28 protein-coding genes and 1 tRNA gene are annotated in these 21,576 nt (G+C 67.2%); 7 read left to right on the forward strand and 22 right to left on the reverse strand.

The window, feature by feature from the left end; genetic code table 11:
• Positions 1–41: 41 nt before the first annotated feature.
• Positions 42–539 carry a GAF domain-containing protein gene (locus ACODSL_RS01820; RefSeq protein WP_488898918.1) on the reverse strand — a complete coding sequence of 166 codons (498 nt, stop codon included), beginning with the start codon at positions 537–539 and terminating at the stop codon, positions 42–44.
• A gap of 38 nt (positions 540–577) precedes the next feature.
• On the opposite strand from ACODSL_RS01820, the gene ACODSL_RS01825 reads away from it, so the two are divergent.
• On the forward strand, positions 578–991 hold the full coding sequence (locus ACODSL_RS01825; protein ID WP_488898919.1) for an EVE domain-containing protein: 414 nt from the start codon (positions 578–580) through the stop codon (positions 989–991).
• 116 nt (positions 992–1,107) lie between these two features.
• Here the strand turns inward: ACODSL_RS01825 and ACODSL_RS01830 are convergent, their stop codons facing one another.
• The 4 genes from ACODSL_RS01830 to ACODSL_RS01845 form a co-directional block, all read right to left on the reverse strand.
• Positions 1,108–2,346, reverse strand: a complete 1,239-nt coding sequence (locus ACODSL_RS01830) for an acetyl-CoA C-acetyltransferase (RefSeq protein WP_488898920.1) — start codon at positions 2,344–2,346, stop codon at positions 1,108–1,110.
• 43 nt (positions 2,347–2,389) lie between these two features.
• Positions 2,390–3,172, reverse strand: a complete 783-nt coding sequence (locus ACODSL_RS01835) for an SDR family NAD(P)-dependent oxidoreductase (RefSeq protein WP_488898921.1) — start codon at positions 3,170–3,172, stop codon at positions 2,390–2,392.
• A 104-nt stretch (positions 3,173–3,276) separates the two neighbouring features.
• Positions 3,277–4,254, reverse strand: a complete 978-nt coding sequence (locus ACODSL_RS01840) for an NAD(P)H-dependent flavin oxidoreductase (RefSeq protein WP_488898922.1) — start codon at positions 4,252–4,254, stop codon at positions 3,277–3,279.
• Positions 4,255–4,495: 241 nt separating this feature from the next.
• Positions 4,496–4,571: transfer RNA gene (locus ACODSL_RS01845), tRNA-Ile, on the reverse strand.
• A gap of 120 nt (positions 4,572–4,691) precedes the next feature.
• On the opposite strand from ACODSL_RS01845, the gene ACODSL_RS01850 reads away from it, so the two are divergent.
• Positions 4,692–5,429 (forward strand): SIMPL domain-containing protein, encoded by a 738-nt coding sequence (locus ACODSL_RS01850; RefSeq protein ID WP_488898923.1) that lies wholly within the window; start codon positions 4,692–4,694, stop codon positions 5,427–5,429.
• A 92-nt stretch (positions 5,430–5,521) separates the two neighbouring features.
• On the opposite strand, the gene ACODSL_RS01855 is transcribed toward ACODSL_RS01850, so the two are convergent.
• A complete protein-coding gene (locus tag ACODSL_RS01855; RefSeq protein WP_488898924.1) occupies positions 5,522–5,998 on the reverse strand; it encodes a hypothetical protein in 477 nt (158 codons plus the stop codon).
• A 58-nt stretch (positions 5,999–6,056) separates the two neighbouring features.
• Positions 6,057–6,413 carry an aspartate 1-decarboxylase gene (panD, locus tag ACODSL_RS01860; RefSeq protein ID WP_488898925.1) on the reverse strand — a complete coding sequence of 119 codons (357 nt, stop codon included), beginning with the start codon at positions 6,411–6,413 and terminating at the stop codon, positions 6,057–6,059.
• Positions 6,414–6,677: 264 nt separating this feature from the next.
• Here panD and ACODSL_RS01865 point away from each other — a divergent pair, with 264 nt between their 5' ends.
• Positions 6,678–7,145 (forward strand): hypothetical protein, encoded by a 468-nt coding sequence (locus tag ACODSL_RS01865; RefSeq protein ID WP_488898926.1) that lies wholly within the window; start codon positions 6,678–6,680, stop codon positions 7,143–7,145.
• Here the strand turns inward: ACODSL_RS01865 and ACODSL_RS01870 are convergent.
• The 4 genes from ACODSL_RS01870 to ACODSL_RS01885 are packed head-to-tail and all read right to left on the reverse strand — an operon-like array spanning position 7,142 to position 9,409.
• Positions 7,142–7,528 (reverse strand): VOC family protein, encoded by a 387-nt coding sequence (locus ACODSL_RS01870; RefSeq protein ID WP_488898927.1) that lies wholly within the window; start codon positions 7,526–7,528, stop codon positions 7,142–7,144. The two genes, ACODSL_RS01865 and ACODSL_RS01870, sit on opposite strands and share 4 nt — an antisense overlap.
• A gap of 31 nt (positions 7,529–7,559) precedes the next feature.
• The gene (locus ACODSL_RS01875; RefSeq protein ID WP_488898928.1) at positions 7,560–8,426 is read right to left on the reverse strand and encodes an alpha/beta hydrolase; all 867 of its coding nucleotides are present in this window, start codon (positions 8,424–8,426) and stop codon (positions 7,560–7,562) included.
• A 37-nt stretch (positions 8,427–8,463) separates the two neighbouring features.
• Complete coding sequence (locus tag ACODSL_RS01880; protein WP_488898929.1) at positions 8,464–8,769, reverse strand: winged helix-turn-helix domain-containing protein; 306 nt, start codon at positions 8,767–8,769, stop codon at positions 8,464–8,466.
• 13 nt (positions 8,770–8,782) lie between these two features.
• Complete coding sequence (locus ACODSL_RS01885) at positions 8,783–9,409, reverse strand: hypothetical protein (protein ID WP_488898930.1); 627 nt, start codon at positions 9,407–9,409, stop codon at positions 8,783–8,785.
• A 124-nt stretch (positions 9,410–9,533) separates the two neighbouring features.
• Here ACODSL_RS01885 and ACODSL_RS01890 point away from each other — a divergent pair, with 124 nt between their 5' ends.
• Complete coding sequence (locus ACODSL_RS01890; protein WP_488898931.1) at positions 9,534–10,454, forward strand: glutathione S-transferase family protein; 921 nt, start codon at positions 9,534–9,536, stop codon at positions 10,452–10,454.
• A 3-nt stretch (positions 10,455–10,457) separates the two neighbouring features.
• Here the strand turns inward: ACODSL_RS01890 and ACODSL_RS01895 are convergent, their stop codons facing one another.
• A complete protein-coding gene (locus ACODSL_RS01895; protein WP_488898932.1) occupies positions 10,458–12,254 on the reverse strand; it encodes a long-chain-acyl-CoA synthetase in 1,797 nt (598 codons plus the stop codon).
• Between the two features lie 388 nt (positions 12,255–12,642).
• Between ACODSL_RS01895 and ACODSL_RS01900 the strand changes: the two genes are divergently transcribed.
• On the forward strand, positions 12,643–13,293 hold the full coding sequence (locus tag ACODSL_RS01900) for a hypothetical protein (RefSeq protein ID WP_488898933.1): 651 nt from the start codon (positions 12,643–12,645) through the stop codon (positions 13,291–13,293).
• 93 nt (positions 13,294–13,386) lie between these two features.
• Positions 13,387–13,776: a VOC family protein gene (locus ACODSL_RS01905; RefSeq protein WP_488898934.1), complete on the forward strand. Its 390-nt coding sequence runs from the start codon at positions 13,387–13,389 to the stop codon at positions 13,774–13,776.
• 35 nt (positions 13,777–13,811) lie between these two features.
• On the opposite strand, the gene ACODSL_RS01910 is transcribed toward ACODSL_RS01905, so the two are convergent.
• The 10 genes from ACODSL_RS01910 to ACODSL_RS01955 all read right to left on the reverse strand — a co-directional run bounded on the left by ACODSL_RS01910 (position 13,812) and on the right by ACODSL_RS01955 (position 19,179).
• On the reverse strand, positions 13,812–14,156 hold the full coding sequence (locus tag ACODSL_RS01910) for a GIY-YIG nuclease family protein (RefSeq protein ID WP_488898935.1): 345 nt from the start codon (positions 14,154–14,156) through the stop codon (positions 13,812–13,814).
• Positions 14,153–14,716, reverse strand: a complete 564-nt coding sequence (locus ACODSL_RS01915) for a DUF2239 family protein (RefSeq protein WP_488898936.1) — start codon at positions 14,714–14,716, stop codon at positions 14,153–14,155. The genes ACODSL_RS01910 and ACODSL_RS01915 overlap by 4 nt, the downstream gene beginning before the upstream one ends.
• Before the next feature lie 71 nt (positions 14,717–14,787).
• Positions 14,788–15,186, reverse strand: a complete 399-nt coding sequence (locus tag ACODSL_RS01920; protein WP_488898937.1) for a hypothetical protein — start codon at positions 15,184–15,186, stop codon at positions 14,788–14,790.
• A 77-nt stretch (positions 15,187–15,263) separates the two neighbouring features.
• Positions 15,264–15,776, reverse strand: coding sequence for a GNAT family N-acetyltransferase (locus ACODSL_RS01925; RefSeq protein ID WP_488898938.1), 513 nt, complete (start codon positions 15,774–15,776; stop codon positions 15,264–15,266).
• Positions 15,773–16,141 carry an iron chaperone gene (locus tag ACODSL_RS01930; RefSeq protein ID WP_488898939.1) on the reverse strand — a complete coding sequence of 123 codons (369 nt, stop codon included), beginning with the start codon at positions 16,139–16,141 and terminating at the stop codon, positions 15,773–15,775. The genes ACODSL_RS01925 and ACODSL_RS01930 overlap by 4 nt, the downstream gene beginning before the upstream one ends.
• Positions 16,142–16,150: 9 nt before the next feature.
• The gene (locus tag ACODSL_RS01935; RefSeq protein ID WP_488898940.1) at positions 16,151–16,732 is read right to left on the reverse strand and encodes a hypothetical protein; all 582 of its coding nucleotides are present in this window, start codon (positions 16,730–16,732) and stop codon (positions 16,151–16,153) included.
• 20 nt (positions 16,733–16,752) lie between these two features.
• Complete coding sequence (locus ACODSL_RS01940; protein ID WP_488898941.1) at positions 16,753–17,997, reverse strand: MFS transporter; 1,245 nt, start codon at positions 17,995–17,997, stop codon at positions 16,753–16,755.
• 92 nt (positions 17,998–18,089) lie between these two features.
• Entirely contained in the window at positions 18,090–18,257 is a 168-nt protein-coding gene (locus tag ACODSL_RS01945) for a hypothetical protein (RefSeq protein WP_488898942.1), read from the reverse strand.
• A gap of 28 nt (positions 18,258–18,285) precedes the next feature.
• Positions 18,286–18,945, reverse strand: coding sequence for an SOS response-associated peptidase (locus ACODSL_RS01950; protein WP_488898943.1), 660 nt, complete (start codon positions 18,943–18,945; stop codon positions 18,286–18,288).
• A 33-nt stretch (positions 18,946–18,978) separates the two neighbouring features.
• A complete protein-coding gene (locus ACODSL_RS01955; protein WP_488898944.1) occupies positions 18,979–19,179 on the reverse strand; it encodes a hypothetical protein in 201 nt (66 codons plus the stop codon).
• A 1,102-nt stretch (positions 19,180–20,281) separates the two neighbouring features.
• Here ACODSL_RS01955 and ACODSL_RS01960 point away from each other — a divergent pair.
• Positions 20,282–21,568 carry a DNA sulfur modification protein DndB gene (locus tag ACODSL_RS01960; RefSeq protein ID WP_488898945.1) on the forward strand — a complete coding sequence of 429 codons (1,287 nt, stop codon included), beginning with the start codon at positions 20,282–20,284 and terminating at the stop codon, positions 21,566–21,568.
• The last annotated feature ends 8 nt before the right edge of the window (positions 21,569–21,576 follow it).

A 21,576-nucleotide genomic window follows, 5' to 3' on the forward strand; every position in this document is an offset into this window, starting at 1 on the left:
CGGGGAATTTCTCCCCCGTACCAGCAAGTAGCGGGCCGAAATTAACCGCTGAATACCGAGGCGAGAATTCGCTCCAGCCAGCGGGCGTCTGTCTCGTCAAAGGCGGCCGGCTGGTCGGAATCCACGTCAAATACGGCGATCAGGGCGCCATCGGGTCCAAACACCGGGACGACGACCTCGCTGGCGGAGCGGCTGTCGCAGGCGATGTGTCCCGGAAAGGCGTGCACATCCGGGACAAGCTGGGTCTTTCCCGTGGCCGCGGCCGCGCCGCAGACGCCGCGGCCGAAGGCGATGCGCAGGCAGCCGAGCGTGCCCTGATAGGGGCCGACGACCAGCTCATCCGCCTTGTCCGGATCGACGACATAGAAGCCGGTCCAGAAGTAGTGTTCGAAGCTGGCGGCCAGCATCGAGGCGACCGTGGCCATGCGGGCCGTGCGGTTGGGCTCGCCGTCCAGCACGGAGGCGATCTCGGCGGCGACCTCGGCGTAGCGGGCCTCGCGGTCGGCGGACAGGCTCAGGTCGTTGAAGGCTTCGGCCATGTCAGGGATATAGGGGATCAGCGGCGAAGGAGCGAGCGATGGCGTACTGGCTGGTGAAGTCCGAACCGGATGTCTTCTCGTGGGACGATCTGGTCGCGACAGGCGCGAAGGGCGAGCCCTGGACCGGTGTGCGCAATCACACCGCCAAGCTAAACCTCATGGCCATGCGGCTCGGGGACCGGGTGTTCTTCTACCATTCCCAGGCCGGCAAGGAGATCGTCGGCATCGCCGAAGTGATCACCGAGGCCTACATCGACCCGACCGACGCCAAGGGCGTGTTCCGCTGCGTGGACCTGAAGGCCGTGGCGCCGCTGACGCGGCCCTTCACCCTGGCCGAGGCCAAGGCCGACCCCGCGCTGGAAAAGATGTCCCTGATCACCTCGTTCCGGCTGTCGGTGCAGCCGGTGACCGAGGCGGAGTGGGAGCATGTGCTGAAGGTGGTGGGCGGCTGAGACCGCAGGGCGCGACGCGTGGGTTCCGAAACGCAGAAGGGGCCCGCTCGATCTGAGCGGACCCCCTCCGTCTCGCCCTGAGGCGATCCACCTCCCCCGAAGGGGAGGAGCCTTGCCTACATGCGCTCGATGATGATGGCCGGGGCCATGCCGCCGGCGGCGCACATGGTGATCAGGCCGTAGCGTTTGCCGGTCCGCTCCAGCTCGTCGACCATCGTGCCGATGAGGATCGAGCCGGTGGCGCCGATCGGGTGGCCCAGGGCCATGGCGCCGCCGTTGACGTTGACCTTGTCCCGGTCGAGCTTCAGGTCGCGGATGAACTTCTCGGCCACCACGGCGAACGCTTCGTTGATTTCCCACAGGTCGATGTCCTCGACCGTCAGGCCGGCCTTGGCCAGGACCTTGCGGGCGGCGGGCACCGGCGCGTTGAGCATCAGCGTGGGGCTGTCTCCCATGTTGGCCATGGCCACGACGCGCGCGCGCGGGGTCATGCCGTTGGCCTTGGCGTAGGCCGGCGAGGTCAGCAGCAGGGCGCCCGAGCCATCGACGACGCCCGAGCTGTTGCCGGCGTGGTGGAAGAACTTGATGTCCAGGTCCGGATAGACCGCCGTGATCAGCTTGCGGAAGGTCGTGCCGTTGGCGTCAAGAGGGACGTCGGCCAGGGCTTCGAACGACGGCTTCAGGGCCGCGAGGCCTTCGGCGGTCGTCTGCGGACGCGGGAATTCCTCGTGGTCGAGGGCCAGCGTGCCGTCTTCCTTGTAGACCGGGATCAGGCTCTTCGCGAACCGGTTCTCGGCGATGGCGACGGCGGCGCGCTGCTGGCTGACCAGGGCGAGGCCGTCGAGGGCTTCACGGCTGATGCCTTCCAGGGTGGCGATGGAGTCGGCGCAGATACCCTGGTGCGACTGGGGGTGCCTGGCGCGCAGGCGCAGGTTGCCCTGGTCCATGGTCACCGGGCCGTCTTCCGGCGAGCGACGGTTCGGCATCGACATCATTTCGCAGCCGCCGGCCACGACCATGTCGGACATGCCGGCCATGATGGTCGAGGCGGCGAAGTTCACCGTGGTGATGCCCGAGCCGCAGAAGCGGTCGAGAGTCACGCCGCTGGACTTGATGTCATAGCCGGCGTCGAGCGCCGACATGCGGCCGAGGTCACCCGCGGCGGGGCCGCGCTGCGAGCTGGTGCCCCAGATCACGTCGTCGACTTCGGCGGTGTTGATCTTGTTGCGCTCGGCCAGCGCCTTGAGCACGGCGGCGCCCAGCTGCTGCGGGTGCATCTCGGACAGGGCGCCCTTGCCGTATTTGCCGATGCCGCGCGGGGTGCGGACGGCGTCGATGATCCAGGCTTCACTCATGGTCGTGTTCCTTCGGAGGGGATGGGTTTGAAAGCGTCGAAAGTCAGCGGGGGGTCATGCGAATGGCGCCGTCGAGACGGACGTCCTCGCCGTTGAAATAGCCGTTGGTGATCATGGTGTGGGCCAGATGGGCATACTCGTCCGGCACGCCCAGACGGCGCGGGTTGGGCACCTGGGCGGCGAGCCCGGCCTTCACATGCTCCGGCGCGCGGCCCAGCAGCGGGGTGTCGAAGATGCCCGGCAGGATGGTGTTCACCCGGATCGACTCGCTGGCGAGGTCGCGGGCGATGACAAGGGTCATGCCGACGATGCCGGCCTTCGAGGCGGAATAGGCCACCTGGCCGATCTGGCCGTCCTCGGCCGCGACCGAGGCGGTGTTGACGATCGCGCCGCGCTCGCCCTCGTCGGTCAGGTCCAGCGTCAGCATGCCGGCCGCGCTCTTGGTGATGCAGCGGAAGGTCCCGATCAGGTTGATGCCGACGATCCGCTCGAAGTTCTCCAGCGGGTATTCCTTGATCTCGCCGGTCTGCTTGTCGCGCGAGACCGTCTTGGCCCCGCCGCCGACGCCGGCGCAGTTGACCAGGATCCGTTCCTGGCCGATCGCCGCGCGGGCCTTGGCGAAACCGGCGTCGACCTCCTCGCTGGAGGCCACGTTCACCTTGCAGAAGACCCCGCCCAGCTCCTTCGCCAGGGCTTCGCCCAGTTCCTCGTTGAGATCGAAGATGGCGACCTTGACGCCGTCGGCGGCCAGGCGTCGCGCCGTCGCAGCGCCGAGGCCCGAGGCCCCGCCGGTGATGACGGCCGAGATGGAGGAATCGAGCTTCATGGAACCGGTCCTGTCAGTGAACGCGGCGACCTAATCGCTCTCTCGTTGGGGAAGGCAAGACGCGCGTTTGACGCGCCCTGCCCCGCTCCAACGGGACGCCCCGGTCAGGAGGCGTCGAACTTCGCCAGCCGCTGGCTGATGATCTGGTGAGCGTCGGCCATGATGCGGTCGATCAGCTCCTTGCAGGTCGGGATGTCGTGGATCAGGCCGGCGACCATGCCGCAGGACCAGGCGCCGACGTCCATGTCGCCCTCGATCATGATCTTGGGATAGACGCCCGCGACTTCCGCGATGATGTCCTCGAACTTGATGTTGGAGCCGAGCTCCTTCTCCTTCTGGAGCAGGCGCTCGACGCCGGCGTTGACCAGCACGCGCTCGGTGTTGCGCAGCGGGCGCATGACCAGGCGGGTGTCCAGTTCGCTGGCCGCGACGATGGCGTCCTTCACGTTCTGGTGGACCGGCGCTTCCTTCGTGGCGATGAAGCGGGTGCCCATGTTGATGCCGTCGGCGCCCATGGCGAGCGCCGCGACCAGCTGGGCGCCGTTGCCCACGCCGCCCGAGGCGACGAACGGGATCTTCAGCTCTTCCGCCGCGCGGGGCAGCAGCACCCAGTTGCCGACGTCATCCTCGCCCGGGTGGCCGCCGCATTCGAAACCGTCGACGCTGACCGCGTCACAGCCGATGGACTCGGCCTTCAGCGAGTGGCGGACCGAGGTGCATTTGTGGATCACCTTGATGCCGGCGTCCTTGAGGGCCGGCAGCCACTTGGCCGGGTTGTTGCCGGCGGTCTCGACCGCCTTCACCCCGCCCTCGATGATCGCCTTCACATAGCCGGGGTAGTCCGGCGTGTTGACCGACGGCAGGAAGGTGAGGTTCACGCCGAACGGCTTGTCGGTCATCTCGCGGCAGCGGGCGATTTCCTTGGCCAGATCGTCCGGCGTGCGCTGGGTCAGGCCGGTGATGATGCCCAGGCCGCCCGCGTTGGACACGGCCGCCGCCATCTCGGCGAAGCCGACAAAGTGCATGCCGCCCTGGAGGATCGGATGCTCGATGCCGAACATCTCGGTGATGCGGGTCTTCATGGCGGGTGTCCTGTTCCTGGGGCGCGTTGTTGTTGGCAACGATCCTAAGGATGGCGGACGGAGATGGGTAGGGGGTCGTTGGGGAAGGTCGCGCGACCAGGCGTCAGGTGGTCCGAGGGGGACATGTACCGCAGGTACGTGTCCCCTAAACCCGCGCGCACGATTGGGGGACACGTACCTTTGGTACATGTCCCCGCTCGCTTGCCGAGCCGTAGCGGCGCACATCGTGCGGCGCGAAGGCTGGTAGGCCCGGAGGGACTCGAACCCCCAACCAGACCGTTATGAGCGGTCAGCTCTAACCATTGAGCTACGGGCCTCTAGAGCGAGTTGCGCCGGTTAGCATGCCCCGAACACGCCTTAAAGGTCCGGTTCATGTTGGATCAGCCAAACACAATCGCGACGGGGATACGCAACCAGCCCCGATCAGGAGACCAGTCATGAAAGCCCTCTTCCGCGCCGCCGCCCTCGGCGCGCTGATTACCGTCACCTCTGCCGGCGCCGCGCTGGCGCAGTCCGCCCCGACCGCGACCGCCGATACGCTCTTCCGCGCCACCACGCTCAGCCTCGCCGCCTCCGGTGAGGTGAGCCGCAAGCCGGACATGGCGACCATCTCCACCGGCGTGCAGACCGAGGCCCCGACGGCCGCCGAAGCCCTGCGCCTCAACGCCACGCGGATGACTCAGGTGATCGCTGCGCTGAAGAAGGGCGGCATCGCCGACAAGGACATCCAGACCAGCGGCCTCAGCCTGAGCCCGCAGTATGTCTATCAGGAGAACCTGCCGCCGAAGCTGACCGGCTACCAGGCGTCCAACCAGGTGACCGTGGTCGTGCGGGACCTGACCAGGCTGGGCCTCGCCGTCGATGCGGTGGTCAACGCCGGCGCCAACTCGCTGGGCGGCATTGCGTTCGGGCTGCAGAACAGCGACGCGGCCGAGGACGCCGCGCGGCTGGACGCCGTGAAAGCGCTGCAGGCCAAGGCGGATCTGTATGCCAGGGCTACCGGCTACCGCATCGCCCGACTTGTGACCCTCAGCGAAGGGGGCGGCTACAGCCCGCCCACGCCGATGCCGATGCTGGCCATGGCCCGCATGGACAAGGCCGAGTCGACGCCGGTCGAGGCCGGTGAACTGAAGGTCCGGATCGACATCAACGCCACGTTCGAACTGGTGAAGTAGGTGCGTGGGGGCATGTACCGGAGGTACATGTCCCCTGACCCCGTAGCCGCTCGATTGGGGGACACGTACCTTTGGTACATGTCCCCTTATTCCTACATCCCGGCCTTCCGGAACGCGCTCTCCAGCCGGACCTTGATTTCGCGGCCGGGCAGGACGGCGGGGCCCTGCATGTTGGCGGCGTAGGCGAGGTCGCCGTAGGACTTGCCCGGGGTCGGAGTGATCGCGCCCGAGGCCCAGCCGACCCGATCACCGGCCTCGCCGGGCGCGTCGCAGCTCAGGGTGCGGGCGTCGCCGGCGGCGGCGAGTTTCGCCAGATCGTCGGTGGTGATGGTTCCGGGCCCGTTGCAGGACGGCCGCGCGGTGGCGCAGGTGGTGTAGTCGCCGAAGCGGAAAACGACCCTCGCGGACACCTTCTCGACGATCAGGACGCAGGTGTTGGGATCGCCGATGGCGTTGCGGACCTGCTGGGTCAGGAGGTCGGAATCGATGCCCTTGGGGCCGGTCGGTTCGCAGGCGGCCAGCGCCAACGAAGCAGCGGCCAGGGCGAGCAGGGTTACGGGCGTGCGCATGGAATCCTCCTGTTGGAAGAACCCTGCGCCATCACGCGCCGTCACTCAATCGTCTGGATCAGGCCGCGTGCTTGACGTGGTTCGCGTCGTCCAGAAGCACGACGTTTGGATTGTAGTTGCGGGCTTCTTCGGCCGGCAGCTGACAGTAGGTCACGACGATGACCTTGTCGCCCTTCTGCACCAGACGGGCGGCCGCGCCGTTGACGCCGATCACCTTGCTCCCACGCGGCGCCTCGATGGCGTAGGTGGTGAAGCGGGCGCCGTTGGTGATGTTGAGCACGTCCACCTGCTCGTGCGGCAGGATGCCGGACTGGTCGAGCAGATCGCGGTCGATGGCGATCGAACCCTCATAGTCGAGGTCAGCCTGGGTCACCGTGGCGCGGTGCAGCTTGGCCTTCATCATGGTCAGCAGCATGGCGTCGTCCCTCTACCCGGGAAAATTCGCGGCGCCGCACAAAAATCGCGGCCGCTCTGGAGCCCCGGCATATAGCGTCTAAGGCTTTGCCGTTCAATTGCGGCGCATGATGAACGCTGTTCAGATAACGTCCCTGCGCGATGTTTCGCGCCAATCCCGCAACAATCACAAGGGCTTGGCCCATTGCGGGTATCGGTGGTTTTTCAGCGCCTTTGACAGTCGAGGGACCGTGGCGCAGCGTGGCGGCGCAAATCCGGGGGTCCCATGCGTTCTGTCTTGCTCGCCGTTCTCATCCTGCTGGCCCCTGCTGTCGCGCGCGCCCAGGCGCTGACCGATGCGCCATCCGTCTATGTCGCGAGCGTTTACGACCGGCTGTCACGCGACCAGACCTATGACGACCCTGACGCGCTCTACACGCCGCGCCTGCTGGCGCTCTGGCAGGGCATGCGAAAGGACGCCGGCGGCGAGGTCGGGCGGATAGACTTCTTCCCCTGGACCAATTCGCAGGACTGGACGCTCAGCGACCTGTCACTCACCAGCGAAGTCGTCGACGGGCGCCCGGACCGGATGATCGTTACGACGCGGTTCAAGAACGGCGGCGAGCCGCAGGTGATCCGCACCTACTGGGAGCAGTCCGGCGGGCGCTGGCGGCTGGACGACATGCAGTCGCTCGGCAAGGACGCCTGGACGCTGTCGGTGGTCCTCAAATACGGCTGGTCGTCGCAGGACTAGCCGAGACGCCAGGGCGGGAAGCGTCGGATCGTTCCCGCGCGATAGAGGCAGACGCTGTTGCCTGACGGATCCCGCAGCCGCGCCTCGCGCCACTGCCAGCTCTGGTCCGCAGGATCGCTGTCGAAGGCGAGACCCGCGGCCTTGAGGCGGGCGACAGTCGCGTCGAGATCGTCATCCTCGAAATAGACCACCGTGTCCGAGACGCCGGCCGCTTCCGGCGCGAGATGCAGGGAGAAGGTCGGCGGCTCGCCGCCGTCGGCGTCGGGGCACTCGAAGCGGGCGTAGTGATCGTTGCGGACGATCAGCCTCAGGCCGAGGGTTTCATAGAAGGCGATCGATGCGGCGAGATCGCGGGCGGAGGCGGTGACCTGGTTCAGACGCATCGTCGCTAGATAGGCGCGGCGGGGCTGGACGCTAGAGGCCGGCCTTCAGGAAGGTGGTCAACTGGTCGAGAACCGGGGCCCTGCCCCGCAGCGGTCGCGACAGCGCCAGCACGATGCCGGCGTGATCGATACCCGGATAGTATTCCGCCTGAACCGTCGCGCCGGCGTCACGCAGCGCTTTTTCCAGCTTGCGGCTGTTGCGCGGATAGACCGTGGTGTCGGCCTCTCCGGTTGCAAGGAACACCGGTGGTGAGTCCGGGCTGACGAAATGGATCGGCTGGGTCAGGGTCAGGTCGGGGGCCTCGCCGAAGGTGCGCTTCGTGACCGGACCGTCCAGCGGCAGGAAGGCGTAGGGGCCGGCCAGACCGGCGACGCCGCGGATCACCTTCGGATCAACGCCGGCGCGGGTCAGATAGCCGGGATCCAGCGCCAGCATCATGGCGTTGTAGGCCCCGGCGGAATGGCCGACGAGCACGATGTGCGACGGGTCGCCGCCGAACTGAGCGGCATGGTCGGCCGCCCAGCGAACAGCCAGGGCGCAGTCGTCGAGGAAGTCGGGGAAGCGCACCTCCGGGTACAGCCGGTAGTCCGCCACGACGGCCACAAAGCCACGCGAGGCCAGAGCCTGGCCCACCCAGCGATAGTCGCCGCGCCGGCCGGAATCCCATGAGCCGCCGTAGAAGAACACCGCTGTCGGCAATCCCGGGGCCGGGACGGCGGGGGTGTAGATGTCGAGCTTCTGACGCGGGTTCGGTCCGTAGGCGATGCCGGCCGCACCCCGTCTGGCAGGGTCGCGCGGCGCGAGCGTCGCGAACATCGTCAGCGGAGAGCAGGCGGCCGCGAATCCGGCGGCCAGGGCGGTCAGTCCGGCAAGCAGGGTGCGGCGCGTCTGGGTCATGTGACGGACTTAACGCGGTCCGCGAATGCGGCAAGGCCTACCGCTGACCGTCGACCAGCTTGCCGATGGCGTCGAGGTAGGTGGTGAAGGCCTGTCGGCCCGCATCGGTCAGCGTCAGCGTCGTGAGCGGCTTGCGGTCGACGAAGCTCTTGGCCACGGCGACATACCCGGCGTCCTCGAGCTTGCGCAGGTGGGCCGACAGGTTGCCGTCGGTCGCCTGCAGCCGGGCCTTCAACGTGTTGAAGTCCGCGGTCACCGCCCCCGACAGGAAGGCCATGATGCCCAACCGCACGCGGCCATGGATGACCTCGTCGATCCGGTCGATGTCGAATCCGTCGGTCATGACGAACGCTTTCTCAAATCGTGTCCGAGGGTTCCTGACGCATCAGGATGTATCCCGGCAACGCCATCAACAGCAGCAGGGCGGCGGAATAGACCAGATAGACGATCGGATCGACCGCGAGCCAGGCTACCAGCAGCGCCCCGGCGTAGGAGCCGACCGCCGTCATCCAGATCCAGCGCTTGCGCGTCATGGCCGCGGCGACGCTCCAGCCCATGCCGTAGAGGCCGAGGATCAGCGGCGGGAAGATCAGCACCGGGACGGAACTGTGGGTCCTGGCGGCGAGAATGCCGATGGCGAGGCTGATTACGAAGATGGTCCAGCCCATCGACGCCCAGGCCGCGCTCGAGGCGCGGTTGCCGGGCGACTGGGCCCCCGGCCGGGCGTTCCCGCCCCGTCGCAGCCAGACCAGCTGGACGAGGAACAGGATCAGCGCCCCCGGCCAGATAAACGCCAGAGTGACCTGCGGCAGGTTCAGGACCTTCGACACCACCGCCCAGTGGGCAACGCCGGCGACGCCGAACGTCACGCCGGCGGCGACCAGGATCGATCCTCCGAGCAGCGGCGCGCTTTGCCCCTCCTGCGCCAGCGCGCGCATGAAGGCGATGTCGTCTTTCAGGGTCTGGATCTTCTCGTCGGTCATCGCAGCCTCTCCCGGCCATGGTCTGTGATTCCGGAGATAACGCCGTCACTTTGTATTGTAAAGTGCTTTCTCGTAGACTGACGGGAAGGCAGGCGCGTCCGATGCACAAAACGGGGAAGACGCCATGACCGACCTGCCCATCCTGCATCACTTCGACAGCTCGCCCTTCTCGGAGAAGGTGCGACTGCTGTTCGGCCTCAAGGGCCTGGCCTGGGGGTCGGTGAAGATCCCCAACATGATGCCCAAGCCGGACTACACGCCCCTGACCGGCGGCTATCGCCGGACGCCGTCGCTGCAGATCGGCGCGGACATCTACTGCGACACCCAGATCATTCTCGCCGAGATCGAACGGCGCTGGCCGCAGCCGCGCGCCGTGCGGGGCGGCCTCGACTGGGCGATCAACCTGTGGGCCGACCGGCCGTTCTTCCAGGCGACGGTGCCGATCATCTTCGGCACGCTGGGCGACCAGACGCCCGAGGCCTTTCTGAAGGATCGCGAGCAGCTGTCCGGCCGGCCGTTCGACGTCAAGGCGATGAAGGCCGCCGTCGGACCGATGAAGGGCCAGTGGCGAGCCCAGGCTGCCTGGCTCGAGGACCAGCTGGCCCAGTCGACCACCGGCTGGCTGAACGGCGAGACCGCCGGCCTCGCCGACATCGCCGCCTACATGAACATCTGGTTCCTCGGCGGCGCCCTGCCCCCCGCGCTCGCGGAGCTGACGGCCGGAATGCCGAAGCTGGGCGAATGGGCCGCACGCGTCGCGGCGCTGGGCCATGGCAAGCCGACGGAGATGTCCGGCGCCGAGGCTCTCGCGATCGCGATGGTCACCGCGCCCGAGTCCGGCCTGAAGCACGATATCCGCGATCCGCTCGGCCTGGCGCCGGGCGACAAGGTCGTGGTCATGGCGGACGACTATGGCCGCGATCCCGTGTCCGGTTTTCTGGTCGCGGCGACGCCGCGCAGCGTGACCCTGGCGCGCGAGGACGCGGCCGTCGGCACGGTTCACGTCCACTTCCCCCGGGCCGGCTACATCGTTGTGCCGGGCTGACCGCTAGAGCTTGAACCCGCCTTCGCAGATCTTCTCGAAGGCGGCCTTGCTGATTTTCGTCCAGGCCTTCTTCACGGAATTGCGGAAGTACAGCGGGTCCTTGACCTTCGAAGGGTCGAAGCCGTCCTCGACGAGGTCGACCTTGCGATACTTGAAGGTGCCGGTGATCTCGATCTGACGCTGCAGCCGCAGGAACAGCGGCTGGGCGTAGGCCGGCAGCTTCGATTCCACGTGGGTGTAGAAGGCCGCGAGATCGAAGTCGTCATTGACCGTCAGGGCGACCATCCCGGCGCGACCGTCCTGCTGCGGCACGGCGACGCCATAGACGTTGGCCTCCTCGACGCCGGGAGCCTCGGCCAGCTGGTCGGCGACCTCGCCCGTCGACACGTTCTCGCCTTTCCAGCGGAAAGTGTCGCCGATCCGGTCGATGAAGTAGAAATAGCCGTCCGCGTCCTGGCGCATCAGGTCGCCGGTCCGGAACCAGGCGTCGCCCTTGTCGAAGACGTCGCGCAGCACCTTCTTCTCGGTCGAAGCCTTGTCGGCGTAGCCGGTGAAGTTGGTCCGCGGGTCGCTGGTGTCGATCTTGCCGATGCATTCACCGATCTGGTCGGGGCCGCATTCGATGCAGCAGCCGTTCGGGCCGCGGACAGGCTGTTCGGTCGCGACATCGAACTGGACCAGGCGGGCGTTGGCGCGCTTCTTCAGCCACTTCGGCAGCCGGCCGATCGCCCCGACATGGCCGTCGAAGTTGAACATCGACACATTGCCTTCGGTCGAGCCGTAGAACTCCATCACCTGCGGGATGTTGAAGCGCTCGACCATCTGTTCCCAGACGTCGGCCCGAAGACCGTTGCCGAAGGCCAGTCGCAGTTTGTGATCACGCTCCAGCGGATCGGGCGGGCTGTTGACGAGATAGCGGCACAGTTCGCCGATGTAGACGAACATCGTGCAGGCTTCGTCGTGCACGTCCTTCCAGAAGTGGGTCGTCGAGAACTTCTTGCGCAGCACGACCGACGCGCCGGTCAGCAGCGCCGCGCCCATGCCGCACAGCCCGCCGGTGGCGTGGTAGAGCGGCAGCACCTGATAGATCCGGTCGGTCGCTTCCGCACCCGTCGCCCCGGCGAAACCCCGCATGTAGAGCTGGACGCGCATGTGGTTGATGCGCGCCGCCTTGGGCAGGCCCGTCGTCCCGCTGGTGTAGATCCACAACGCCGTGTCGCTGGCCCGCAGCTCGCCGCGAGCCGTCAGCCGGTCCGGGCGCAGGTTGCTGCAGCTCTTCAGCGCGGCGACAAGATCGCGCCGGTCGCCGGCGACCGGGCCCAGCGTCCATTGGGCGATATGCTTGGTCAGCTGGTCCCGGACGGCTTCGAAGGCCGGCGAGGTCTCGCCGTCGACCAGGCAGTGCAGGGCGCCTGAGATGTTCAGGCAATGCGCCAGCGGCGCACCCGTCAGGTTGGTGTTGATCAGGGCCGTGGCGACCCCGACCTTGGTCAGGCCGTACCAGATCGCCAGATACTCGGCGCGGTTGGGCATGAACAGCGCGACGGTCTGACCGCGCGTGATGCCCTGTTCCTTGGCCCAGTGTGCATAGCGGTTGGCCAGCGCGTCGACGTCGCCATAGCTGAGCGTCTTGCCCTCGAAGGTGATCGCCGGACTGTCGCGAAAGCGGTCGACCGCCGCCTCCAGATCGTCGCAGATCAGCTCCTTGCTGTCGGGCGCGATGGGCTTGACCCACTTCAACGTGCGACTGAGGCCCTTGAAGAACCTGACCTCGCGCGCGATCCGCGCCTTAAGCTTCATGAGTACGCCCTCCGAACGCCCCCGATGTTTCGCCTGTCGAGCGAATTGGGGTCAAGCCAAGCCTAGAGGTCAGGCATTGCGCGCCGGTGAACGTGGCGCAAAGAGCGCACCCGGCTGCCCGTAATCGAGGCGCCCGGCGCCGAGGGGGCCGCAAGGGCGACGTCAGAACTCACTACCGACGACCCTATCGTCTTCATGTATTCGATCCCCAATCTCGCCGAATAAAGCACATATTTCAGACATGATTTCCATTGCGCCAGTGCACCTCAGTATCGGATCCCCATTCGCGACGCCCTTGTCGTTATCCAAATCTCCGTTTGATATCAGGGGAACCCTTTCCGCGGATTGACCGTTGAACAACTAGTCAATTCCCGCAGAAAGGCCCGCCATGACTTTGGATCGTGAAGCTGCTCTCGCGTTGTTCGGCAACGCCGCCCCGATGCCCGCCACTGCCGGTGGCGCACCTTTTTCCTCCAGCCCGCCGTTCTCTCCGGTCGGTAACGACGCCCTGACCGCCCGCATGAGCGGGGTATCAACCCGCAAGGGACCCGACTGGCGCCTGGTTGCCCCGATCGGCATCGCCGCCCTGTGCGCCGGCGCTGTTCTGGTGATCACCGCCCAGGGCGACAATGCGCGACCGGGCAAGTCCGTGGCCGCGACGCCGGCTCCGCGCCCCGTGGCCATGGCGGCCACGTTGAGGCCGGTGGAACCGGCCCCCATCGAAGCCACGCCGGTCGCACCGCCGCCCCTCGTGGTAGAGACCCCGGCCGCCCGTCCCGCGCCCGAGATCCGGGCCCGGAGCGCGGAACCCGCGCGTCGCGCTTCGCCGGCGCGCAGGGCCGAGGTGGCCCCGACGCCTCCCGCCGACACGAGCGTGCATGAACCCTATGTTCCGCCGCCCGCGCCGGTAGCGACTCCGGTTGAACCGACCACGCCGCCGGTCATCGTCGCCCCGGCCGCCCCGCCGCCGATCGTCGCGCCCGAGCCGTCGCCCATGGCGCCGCCGGTGACGCCGGACCCGACCATGCCGCCGCAGTAGTCGGCTGACGAAAAGTCCAAGGCAGAGGCCCTCCCGACGGGAGGGCCTTTTGCGTTTCGGCCGTAGACTGCATCCGACTCCGGAGATCGACTCATGCCCCAGCGCCTCGCCCTGACCGCTCTGCTCGTCGCCGAGTATGATCCGGCCATCGCCTTCTTCACAGGCAAACTGGGGTTCGACCTGATCGAGGACACCGCCCAGGGCGGCGACAAGCGCTGGGTGGTGGTCGCGCCGCCGGGATCGCCCGGCGGCGGTCTGCTGCTGGCCCGGGCGGCTGACGCCGACCAGCGGGCCGTCATCGGCAAACAGGGTGGCGGGCGCGTGTTCCTGTTCCTCGAGACCGACGATTTCGACCGCGACCACGCGCGCATGGCCGCGTCCGGCGTGCGGTTCCTCGAGCTTCCCCGCCGCGAGCCCTACGGTTCCGTGGCCGTGTTCGAGGACCTCTGCGGCAACCGCTGGGACCTTATCCAGCGGACCTAGGGGACACGCACCGAAAGCGGCGCATGTCCCCTCGCCTAGCCCGTGACCGCCGTCGCGTTCAGGGCCTCGCGCCAGTGCCGTTCGCGGCTCTTGAGCTTGCTCGTCAGCTCCCAGTTGGACAGGTCGTCTTCTTCCAACGCCTCGATGTCCTCGATGGTGAAGGCGTCGGCGCCGTGGGTCTTCCATTCCGCCTGCAGCACCTTGTTGGGATGCGAGCCGAGCTTGAGCGGAAACCAGACGCCATTCCGACAGGTGTCGAGGTTTGGCGTCGCCTGGACCCAGGCCTGGCCCGTCGCCGCGCACCGCACGGCGAAGACCCCCGGCCGGGGTTTACGCTCCTTGTAGGCCGCCAGCAGTTCCTTGCGACGTTCCCGGCTCATGACGGATCTCCGAAGAAGGGCGCGGCGAGCCGCAGGGCGTGGTCACGGACATCGCCCGGCCAGGCGACCGTATGGGTCTCGAAGGCCGCGCCGTCGGCCGCATAGAGCGCCCGCACCGCGTCCTCGAAGCCCGGTGCGTCGCCGGCCAGGGTGGTCATGAAGGTGTAGGCGCTGTCGCGGGCCGCCCGGGCGCGCTCGCGCGGGTCCTTGCGGGCCGCCTCGACCAGCTTGCGCAGCGCCACCGACGCCCCGCCCGGCTGGGCCGCCAGCCAGTCCCAGTGGCGCGGAAGCAGGGTCACCTCACGCGGCACCACGCCCAGCTTCGGACGGCCGGGACCTTTGGCCTCGACGGCGGCGACGCGGGCGGCGACCTCGGCGACGGTGCCGCGCAGATCGACCTCGACCCGGCGACTGTCGTCATCCGACAGGATCAGGACCGAAGCGTTGGGACGCTGGTTGAGCACGCCGCGAACCGCCGGGGCGACATCGGACAGCGGGCCGGCCGCGATCAGGCGCTGACCTTCAAACGCGGCGCAGGGGGTTTCGGGGTCGTGGGCCATGACGGCGCTCCTTTCAACAGAGCGCGCCTTTTACCCGGGCAAAATAGAATGTCAATAACGTCCGGGTATAATCAAACCGGATCGATCGGCGTCGAGAAGCCGATATAGCCGCGCTCGACCATCCGGCGCATCGCCTCGTAGGCCTCGGCCAGTTCCTCGAACGTCTGGCGCAGATGTGTGAGCTGGCTGAGATCCTGCGGCGTCATCTTGCCGCCGCCGGCGGAAACGGCCAGCGCCTGGGCAACCCAGGTCGCGCGGGCGGACGCGGCCGCCACGGCCAGCCGCTGGAACTTCTTCGCGTCCCCGGCGCCGAGCGCCTGGCCGATGACGGCCTTGTTGGCCGCGAAGGTCGTGTAGTCGATGTGTTCGAGCACGCCCCGCATGCGGCGCTGGGCCTGGGGATCGCTCTGGTCCTCCGGCTCGAAGTGGTCGTTCGGACGACGGAAGTTGCTGGTGCGGGTTACGGACATGCGTCCTGCCTTCAGACGGGCCGCCGGGACGGCCCCAAATTCCCCTGAAGTTTAGAATGTGTCGCGTTAACACGGTCTTAGGGCGCGCCCCGGGTCAGGGGCATCCAGTAGTAGCCGTCCGTCGTGAAGCGCCCCTCCCCCAGTTTCAGCGCGAACGGCTCGAGGCCCCAGCGCTGGAAGCCCCGGCTTTCGTAGAGCGCAACCGCCGCCGTGTTGGTCGAGACCACGACGAGTTGCAGGACTTCGACCTCGCCGCGGGCATGGTCGATCACCGCATCGAGCAGCCGGCCGCCGAGGCCCCGGCCGCGGGCCGAGGCGCGGACGTACATGCTCCAGACCGTGCCCTTGTGCTGTTCGCGCAGGGCCTTGTGTCGCGCGAAGCCGGCCATGGCGACGAGTTCGCCGTCAACGAAGCCGCCAAACAGGGTCGTGGCCGCCAGCGTGGCGGCGCTCGCCTCGACGGTCTTGGCCCGCTCCTCGAGGATGTCGGTGCCGAAAGACTCCGGCTCGGCCGTCATCGCCTCGATCCGCAGGGCGCGGAAGGCGTCGACGTCGGCGGCGGTGAGGCTGCGGATGGCGACGTCCGTCACGTGCGGCTCCGGGCGATCGTACGCTCCACCGCGTCGGCGATGATCCGGCGCAGCAGGGGTTCGGGGATCGGCCGGTCCGGCTGGAAGCGGATCGTGCCCTTGCTGGTCGAGAAGCCGTCGAGCTCCGGCAGGAAAGCGTCGACCAGACCACCGGGATAGAAGGCGCAGTGGCCCTTCGCCGCTGCGAAGTAGCAGACCACCTTCCCGTTCAGCCGGAAGGCCGGCATGCCGTAGCTGATGCACTCCACCGCGTTCGGGATGACGTCCAGCACCGTCGCGCGGAGGGCCTGCAGCGCCGCGCGCTGGGCGTCGGGCAGGCCGTCCAGATAGGCGTCGGTGGAGACCGGAGGCGCCGCGCCGCGCATCGGAGCCGCCTAGCGGAACATGCAGGTCACGCCTGCCCAGAGGTCGGTGATCTTGGCTGCGGCGTCGCGGCCGGCCAGCAGGCCGCCGACGGGGGCGTCGGCGTCGATCGTGAACTCGATGCCGAGCGTGCTTTCCTCGACCGTGGTCGCCGGGAATTGCGCGAGCAGCTCGGCACGGGTCGAGCCGATACCGACGCCGTTCATGAAGCCCAGCGAACCGCTGCCGCGCTCGTCAACCGTCCAGCCGGCGAACTTGCCGTCCTGGAACAGGGCGGTCAGGCCGTCGGGCCATTCGACGAAGGTCAGCGGACCGGCGCCGCACTCGCTGTTGACGCTCTCCTTGCCCGCCACGCCCTCGGCCTTGTTGAGCATCGACAGGGCGTCGGCCTTGGCCAGGCCGAAGGCGACCGGCCGGGTCGAGCCGGTGTCGGCGATGACGATGGTCAGCCCGCCGCTGTCGAGATCGAGCGCCAGACCCGCCTCCGGCGCGGGCGCCATGGCCGGCGGCGGCGCGGCGGCCGGAGCGGGCTTGTCACAGGCCGACAGGGCCAGGGCGAACAGGACGGCGGGGATCAGGCGGGCGTGGGTCATGCCCCAGCCTAGACCGCCGTTCAGTGAACGGTCGAGTCCCTGCTCGCCGCCGCCCGTAGACTGGCCGACAGGGCCAGCAGGATCGCGGGGGCGACCACGGCCGCGCCGAGGATGAAGGGGCCGTTGATCACCTTGGCGAAGATCAGGCCGGCGCTGAGCGGTCCGGCCACCCGCGCGAGGGCTCCGGCGGCGTTGTTGAGGCCCATGATCTGGCCCTGGCGATGCGGGTCGGCGGCGCCGGAGATCAGCGCCCCGACATTGGGGAAGGCCACCGAGCTGCCGATCGCGTTGAGGCACATCAGCACCGTGGTCATCACCCCGCCGGTCGAGACGATCTGCAGCAGCATCGACACGGTCGCCAGCGCCATGCCGACGGCCAGCATCGGCCCGGCGCCGTAGCGCTCCGAAAGGCGGCCGGTCAGCAGGGTCTGGGACAGGAAGGCGCAGACCCCGACGCAGGCGAAGGCGAAGCCGATGTTGCGCGGCGTCCAGTCGAAGCGGGCCTGGGCCCAGAGGCCGAATACCGACTCGATGCCTGTGAAGGCGAAGCCGACGAGGAAGGTCAGCAGGATCAGCCGGCCGATCACGGGATGGCGCAGCGCCTCGTCCAGCGCCGCCCAACGGCTGGCCCGGTGCGAGAAGCTGGTCTCGCGGATACGGCTCTCGCGGATCACCGTGACCACGGCGGCCACGCAGAGGAAGGCCAGGCCCGAGGCGATGAACAGCGGGATGCGGAAGCCCGCCGGGCCGATGCCGGTATGGGCGAACAGCCCGCCGATCGAGGGCCCGACGATCAGGCCGACGTTCCAGGCCGCGCCCTGGTAGCTGAGCTGGCGCGCGCGCTTCGCCACCGGAGTGACGTCGGCGATATAGCCCTGGATCACCGCCCCGTTGCCGGCCGCCAGCCCGCCGAGCAGGCGGATGAGAAAGGCCATGCCGATGTTCGGCGCGAAGGCCAGGCAGAGGTAGCAGAGCCCGTTGGCCGTGATCGTCGAGATCAGGATCGGCTTGCGGCCGTAGCGGTCCGACAGCCGGCCCCAGAACGGCTCGCCGAAGAAGGCTCCGACCGAATAGGCCGAGAAGATCAGCGCCATCTGCCAGGCCGGGGCGTTGAACGAATGGGCGTAGAACGGCAGCAGCGGGACGATGATCCCGAAGCCGAGCATGTTGATGAACACCACCGCGATCAGCGACGCCGCCGCGAACCGGGGCGCGGTCGACGGCGCCTCCGGTGACGGGGGCTGGGCGGGATCGGCGGGGGACATGTGAACGGTGATAGGTTGAGGGAGCCGGGGCGGCAACCTTCTTCCTCTTGCGAGGGGCGGAGTCGCCTTGCGGAGCCCGGGGTATCGTCGGCTCAGCCGCCCCGCTTCACCGCGCGCTGCGGGGCGGTTCTGGCGGCGAGGGTCTTTGCGGGAGCAGGATTGAACACTCCCGAGCGCTCCTCGCGTGTGCCGTGAACGGCCTTCCATGCGGTGTCGCGCATGGCGGCGGCGATGCCTTCGCGGTCCAGCGGCTTGGCCATCAGAGGCTCCTCGCGGCGATAGTTCATCCTATCCCGCAGCCGGCTCCGGCGGGTCGAAGGCCAGCGCGCCCGGCGGCAGGGCGGTCAGGATCGGGGCGTAGTCGGCGGTCAGGTCGAGCCAGGTCGCCGCGCGGCCGGCGTCGAGCAGCACCGGCTGGCGATCGTGGAACGGGGCCATGTCGTCGCCCGGCTGCGTGGCGGTCATGACCATGGTGTAGCTGGTCAGCGGCCCCTCGTCGGGGTTGCTGTCCTCCCACAGGCCGGCGGCGAACAGCAGGCCCCCGCCGGCGGCCGTGATGGCGTGGCGGGTCTTGCTTCCGACCGGGCCGGTCCATTCGGTGAAGGCGGTCATCGGGATCAGGCAGCGGCGGCGGGCCGTCGCCTCGCGGAACGGCCACTTGCTCGCCATGGTCTCGGACCGGGCGTTGTTCATCGGGAACTTGACCGCCTTGAGCGGGCCCTTGTGATTGAACGGCACAAAGCCCCAGCGGCCGACGACCGGCTCCACCCCGCCGTCGACAGGCCGCAGGAACAGGCCGTCCTTCTTCGGATAGAGCGCCTCGGGCACCGGCAGGTTGGAGCTCGCCGCCGTCACCCCGTCCGGCAGGACCAGGCCCTGGTCCAGTTGGCCCGCGAGCGCCTCGCCGATGGCGAACAGGCTGGTCGTCAGATTGTAGGCGTTGCACATGGCGCCGACGCTACGGCCCCGCCGGGCGCGGCGTCAAATCCACACCCTGATGTCGCGCGTCTCGCGGCAGCGGCTGCATTTGAGGCCCTTGCGCACATCGTAGGGCGAGGCGCCCTCGCCGAAGGTGGCGAAGGCCCTGCGGCGGGTCCAGCTTGCCTGGTGTTTGCAGGCGCCGCACTCGAACTTCAGCGTGTCGCCCGGCGCCGGCATGGCGGTGCGCAGGATCTGGAACATCCGCGCCATTCACCGGCGAGGCGCAGATCGCCGCCCCGGCGGCAGGGGATGGGGGATGGGACCGGGGATGAGCATGTTCTTATTTTGTTCTTGTCAGGCGGCGGGAGTCAACGGGGCAGTCTGATCCGTCTGTGGACATGACTACGCGACTTCACGGGCAGTGAAGGATGAGGAGGGCGCGGCGCGCTCCGGGCTTGCCCGGATGTTTGTGGGTAGAGGGTGCAAGCGGTGGGAAGACCGTCGCGCGCCGCGAAATCCGTTATCCGGTGGCCGCCGGTAGGCAGCGCTCTTAGCGCTTGGCCGGCAGAAGCCTCCGGCGGGCGGGGGGCGGCGAAGCCCTCCCCAGACCGTGAGCGTAACCCCCGCTCACCTGCCGCCCCTCCGGCCAGAGGCCGTTCCGGTCTGATCTCTCCGCCCGGCTCCAACGCCGACGATGAGGGACCTGAACGACTGACGCCGTCGGAGCTTCCCGCTCGAACTCCACCCCGCCGCCGCATCGGATCGCCTGGCCGAGACGCCCTCCCCTGCAGCGGGATGAGGTGAGTATGGGGGCGGGGCGGAGGGGTGTGGGACAGATTGTTTCGCGCTGTAGCGTAGCGGGGATGGAGGTGAGGGATTTCAGGGGGTTGGGCGCGGGGATCGGCGGAATTCCCCCGGGAGAATCCTCCCCGCAAGCGAAGCGCGCCGGGGAGGGGGACCGCCGCCAGGCGGTGGAGGGGTCAGCGCCGGACTCCCCGGAAAGACCGGAATTCAGGACGGGGCCGCTGACGTCCGCGCCGCCCCCTCCACCACGCTCCGCGTGGTCCCCCTCCCCGGCTTCGCGGGGAGGAAGTCCCAAATCTCACGCAGGCCAGCCTGCCGACCGGCCCGGGTCAGTCAAGGCGCGCTGTGCGAGCGCCCGCGCGCGGCGGGCCGCAGGCCCGGCCTTGAGTGACCTGGGCCGGTCGGCGATGATCTTGGCATGAGATGAAGGGGGTGAGAGCAGAAAAGAGTGTGCGCCCCTGCTTCCATACGTCGATTTCCGTCCATCAGAATTTCACGCCAGTTGCCCCACGAACAATCCGCAGTAGAGTGATGCTCTATTTTCTCGTCGAGGGCCGCCGTGAGCATTGACGCAAAGATCGATGGACTACTCCCAAAACCCAAAATGGGGGCCAACGAAACGATCTACCGTGGTCGATTCACTTGTCCTGGGGTCCAGTGGACAGATGGCGGGCCAGACACACTAGCGACCTTCTCGATCACTGCGGGTGAGCTGGCGGACGCTGCCGCCGGCGGCATCCTATGGACGGATCAAGACGTACAACGCGGCATCCAGCCGGACGTTCACCCCTCACCGCCTCGCGAACTTTCACTTGCAGGAGGCTATCCGGATAGCTCGAATTATATATTCGACGCCGACAATGCCAACGATATTGTGGAAAAACTCCTGAAGGGTGAGCAACTTTTCTTGAATCCGCTAATTTGGAACCTCAGGCCATCAAATTTCGAGGCATACTCAAATACCGATACGGACGAGTTATACATATATTCTGGAAAGATATACCTTCCTGATTCTCACCATAGACAACAAGCGATCGTAAAGGCCGTAAATATTTGGCGGAACGCCAAACGTGACTATCCGAAATTCTCAGACTCCAAGGAATTCAAAATTGAATTGTATTTCCTGAGCCGAGAAGATGAGGGAAACTACTTTTTTGACAAAAATCAAAGAACAAAACCCACCGCTAAATCAAAAGCATACGATCTTACAACGCATGATGACCTTTCCTTACTTGCTAAGCGAGTCATAGACCATTCCGATAATCTTACCGGAAATGTAAATCGTGTGACGGATCGTCTCGTTGCAAAAAATCCGCAGGTCATGACCCTCTCGACACTTCGAGAAATGATGAAAACATTTGCGGCTGAGCAAACCCTCGAAGCACCCGAGCTAGATGGTTTGGCGCTCGTCGCGGCAGAATTCTACGACCTGCTCGCGAGCGTCCGCCCAGAATTGGGCCACCTTCCCGCCCCCGCACGCGCGGCAAGTCGGCGCGCCTCTCTAGTCGACGCCGCCGTAATGATGCACGGCTACGCGGCAACGATGAAAGAATATAATACCGATCTTGCAAACCTAGGCACGGATAAAGCAAGGCAGCGATGGAGAAAACGACTATCTCGTCTTGCACGAGATTGTCGATATACTTTCCGCGGGTGGTCCGGTGATTTCTTTGATAAGCGAAATCCGCTTTGGGTCGCCGTCGGTGTTGAAAAACCCAATCGTGACCAAACTAGGATGACTGTACTAAATACAGGAGCGGCTCGCGGCGAATGCGGACGGATTCTTCGACAGTTTCTGGCCTTGCCAGACGCCCCTCATGATCTTGAATTCCTTGCGCGGCGCTGAGACCTTCT

The organism is Caulobacter sp. FG121, assembly GCF_057809815.1.

What these genes read in the sequence shown, in the direction of transcription:
- ACODSL_RS01820 (WP_488898918.1), bottom strand. Translation starts at nt 539, where the DNA reads ATGGCCGAAGCCTTCAACGACCTGAGCCTGTCCGCCGACCGCGAGGCC.
- ACODSL_RS01825 (WP_488898919.1), top strand. Translation starts at nt 578, where the DNA reads ATGGCGTACTGGCTGGTGAAGTCCGAACCGGATGTCTTCTCGTGGGAC.
- ACODSL_RS01830 (WP_488898920.1), bottom strand. Translation starts at nt 2,346, where the DNA reads ATGAGTGAAGCCTGGATCATCGACGCCGTCCGCACCCCGCGCGGCATC.
- ACODSL_RS01835 (WP_488898921.1), bottom strand. Translation starts at nt 3,172, where the DNA reads ATGAAGCTCGATTCCTCCATCTCGGCCGTCATCACCGGCGGGGCCTCG.
- ACODSL_RS01840 (WP_488898922.1), bottom strand. Translation starts at nt 4,254, where the DNA reads ATGAAGACCCGCATCACCGAGATGTTCGGCATCGAGCATCCGATCCTC.
- ACODSL_RS01850 (WP_488898923.1), top strand. Translation starts at nt 4,692, where the DNA reads ATGAAAGCCCTCTTCCGCGCCGCCGCCCTCGGCGCGCTGATTACCGTC.
- ACODSL_RS01855 (WP_488898924.1), bottom strand. Translation starts at nt 5,998, where the DNA reads ATGCGCACGCCCGTAACCCTGCTCGCCCTGGCCGCTGCTTCGTTGGCG.
- panD (WP_488898925.1), bottom strand. Translation starts at nt 6,413, where the DNA reads ATGCTGCTGACCATGATGAAGGCCAAGCTGCACCGCGCCACGGTGACC.
- ACODSL_RS01865 (WP_488898926.1), top strand. Translation starts at nt 6,678, where the DNA reads ATGCGTTCTGTCTTGCTCGCCGTTCTCATCCTGCTGGCCCCTGCTGTC.
- ACODSL_RS01870 (WP_488898927.1), bottom strand. Translation starts at nt 7,528, where the DNA reads ATGCGTCTGAACCAGGTCACCGCCTCCGCCCGCGATCTCGCCGCATCG.
- ACODSL_RS01875 (WP_488898928.1), bottom strand. Translation starts at nt 8,426, where the DNA reads ATGACCCAGACGCGCCGCACCCTGCTTGCCGGACTGACCGCCCTGGCC.
- ACODSL_RS01880 (WP_488898929.1), bottom strand. Translation starts at nt 8,769, where the DNA reads ATGACCGACGGATTCGACATCGACCGGATCGACGAGGTCATCCATGGC.
- ACODSL_RS01885 (WP_488898930.1), bottom strand. Translation starts at nt 9,409, where the DNA reads ATGACCGACGAGAAGATCCAGACCCTGAAAGACGACATCGCCTTCATG.
- ACODSL_RS01890 (WP_488898931.1), top strand. Translation starts at nt 9,534, where the DNA reads ATGACCGACCTGCCCATCCTGCATCACTTCGACAGCTCGCCCTTCTCG.
- ACODSL_RS01895 (WP_488898932.1), bottom strand. Translation starts at nt 12,254, where the DNA reads ATGAAGCTTAAGGCGCGGATCGCGCGCGAGGTCAGGTTCTTCAAGGGC.
- ACODSL_RS01900 (WP_488898933.1), top strand. Translation starts at nt 12,643, where the DNA reads ATGACTTTGGATCGTGAAGCTGCTCTCGCGTTGTTCGGCAACGCCGCC.
- ACODSL_RS01905 (WP_488898934.1), top strand. Translation starts at nt 13,387, where the DNA reads ATGCCCCAGCGCCTCGCCCTGACCGCTCTGCTCGTCGCCGAGTATGAT.
- ACODSL_RS01910 (WP_488898935.1), bottom strand. Translation starts at nt 14,156, where the DNA reads ATGAGCCGGGAACGTCGCAAGGAACTGCTGGCGGCCTACAAGGAGCGT.
- ACODSL_RS01915 (WP_488898936.1), bottom strand. Translation starts at nt 14,716, where the DNA reads ATGGCCCACGACCCCGAAACCCCCTGCGCCGCGTTTGAAGGTCAGCGC.
- ACODSL_RS01920 (WP_488898937.1), bottom strand. Translation starts at nt 15,186, where the DNA reads ATGTCCGTAACCCGCACCAGCAACTTCCGTCGTCCGAACGACCACTTC.
- ACODSL_RS01930 (WP_488898939.1), bottom strand. Translation starts at nt 16,141, where the DNA reads ATGCGCGGCGCGGCGCCTCCGGTCTCCACCGACGCCTATCTGGACGGC.
- ACODSL_RS01935 (WP_488898940.1), bottom strand. Translation starts at nt 16,732, where the DNA reads ATGACCCACGCCCGCCTGATCCCCGCCGTCCTGTTCGCCCTGGCCCTG.
- ACODSL_RS01940 (WP_488898941.1), bottom strand. Translation starts at nt 17,997, where the DNA reads ATGTCCCCCGCCGATCCCGCCCAGCCCCCGTCACCGGAGGCGCCGTCG.
- ACODSL_RS01945 (WP_488898942.1), bottom strand. Translation starts at nt 18,257, where the DNA reads ATGGCCAAGCCGCTGGACCGCGAAGGCATCGCCGCCGCCATGCGCGAC.
- ACODSL_RS01950 (WP_488898943.1), bottom strand. Translation starts at nt 18,945, where the DNA reads ATGTGCAACGCCTACAATCTGACGACCAGCCTGTTCGCCATCGGCGAG.
- ACODSL_RS01955 (WP_488898944.1), bottom strand. Translation starts at nt 19,179, where the DNA reads ATGTTCCAGATCCTGCGCACCGCCATGCCGGCGCCGGGCGACACGCTG.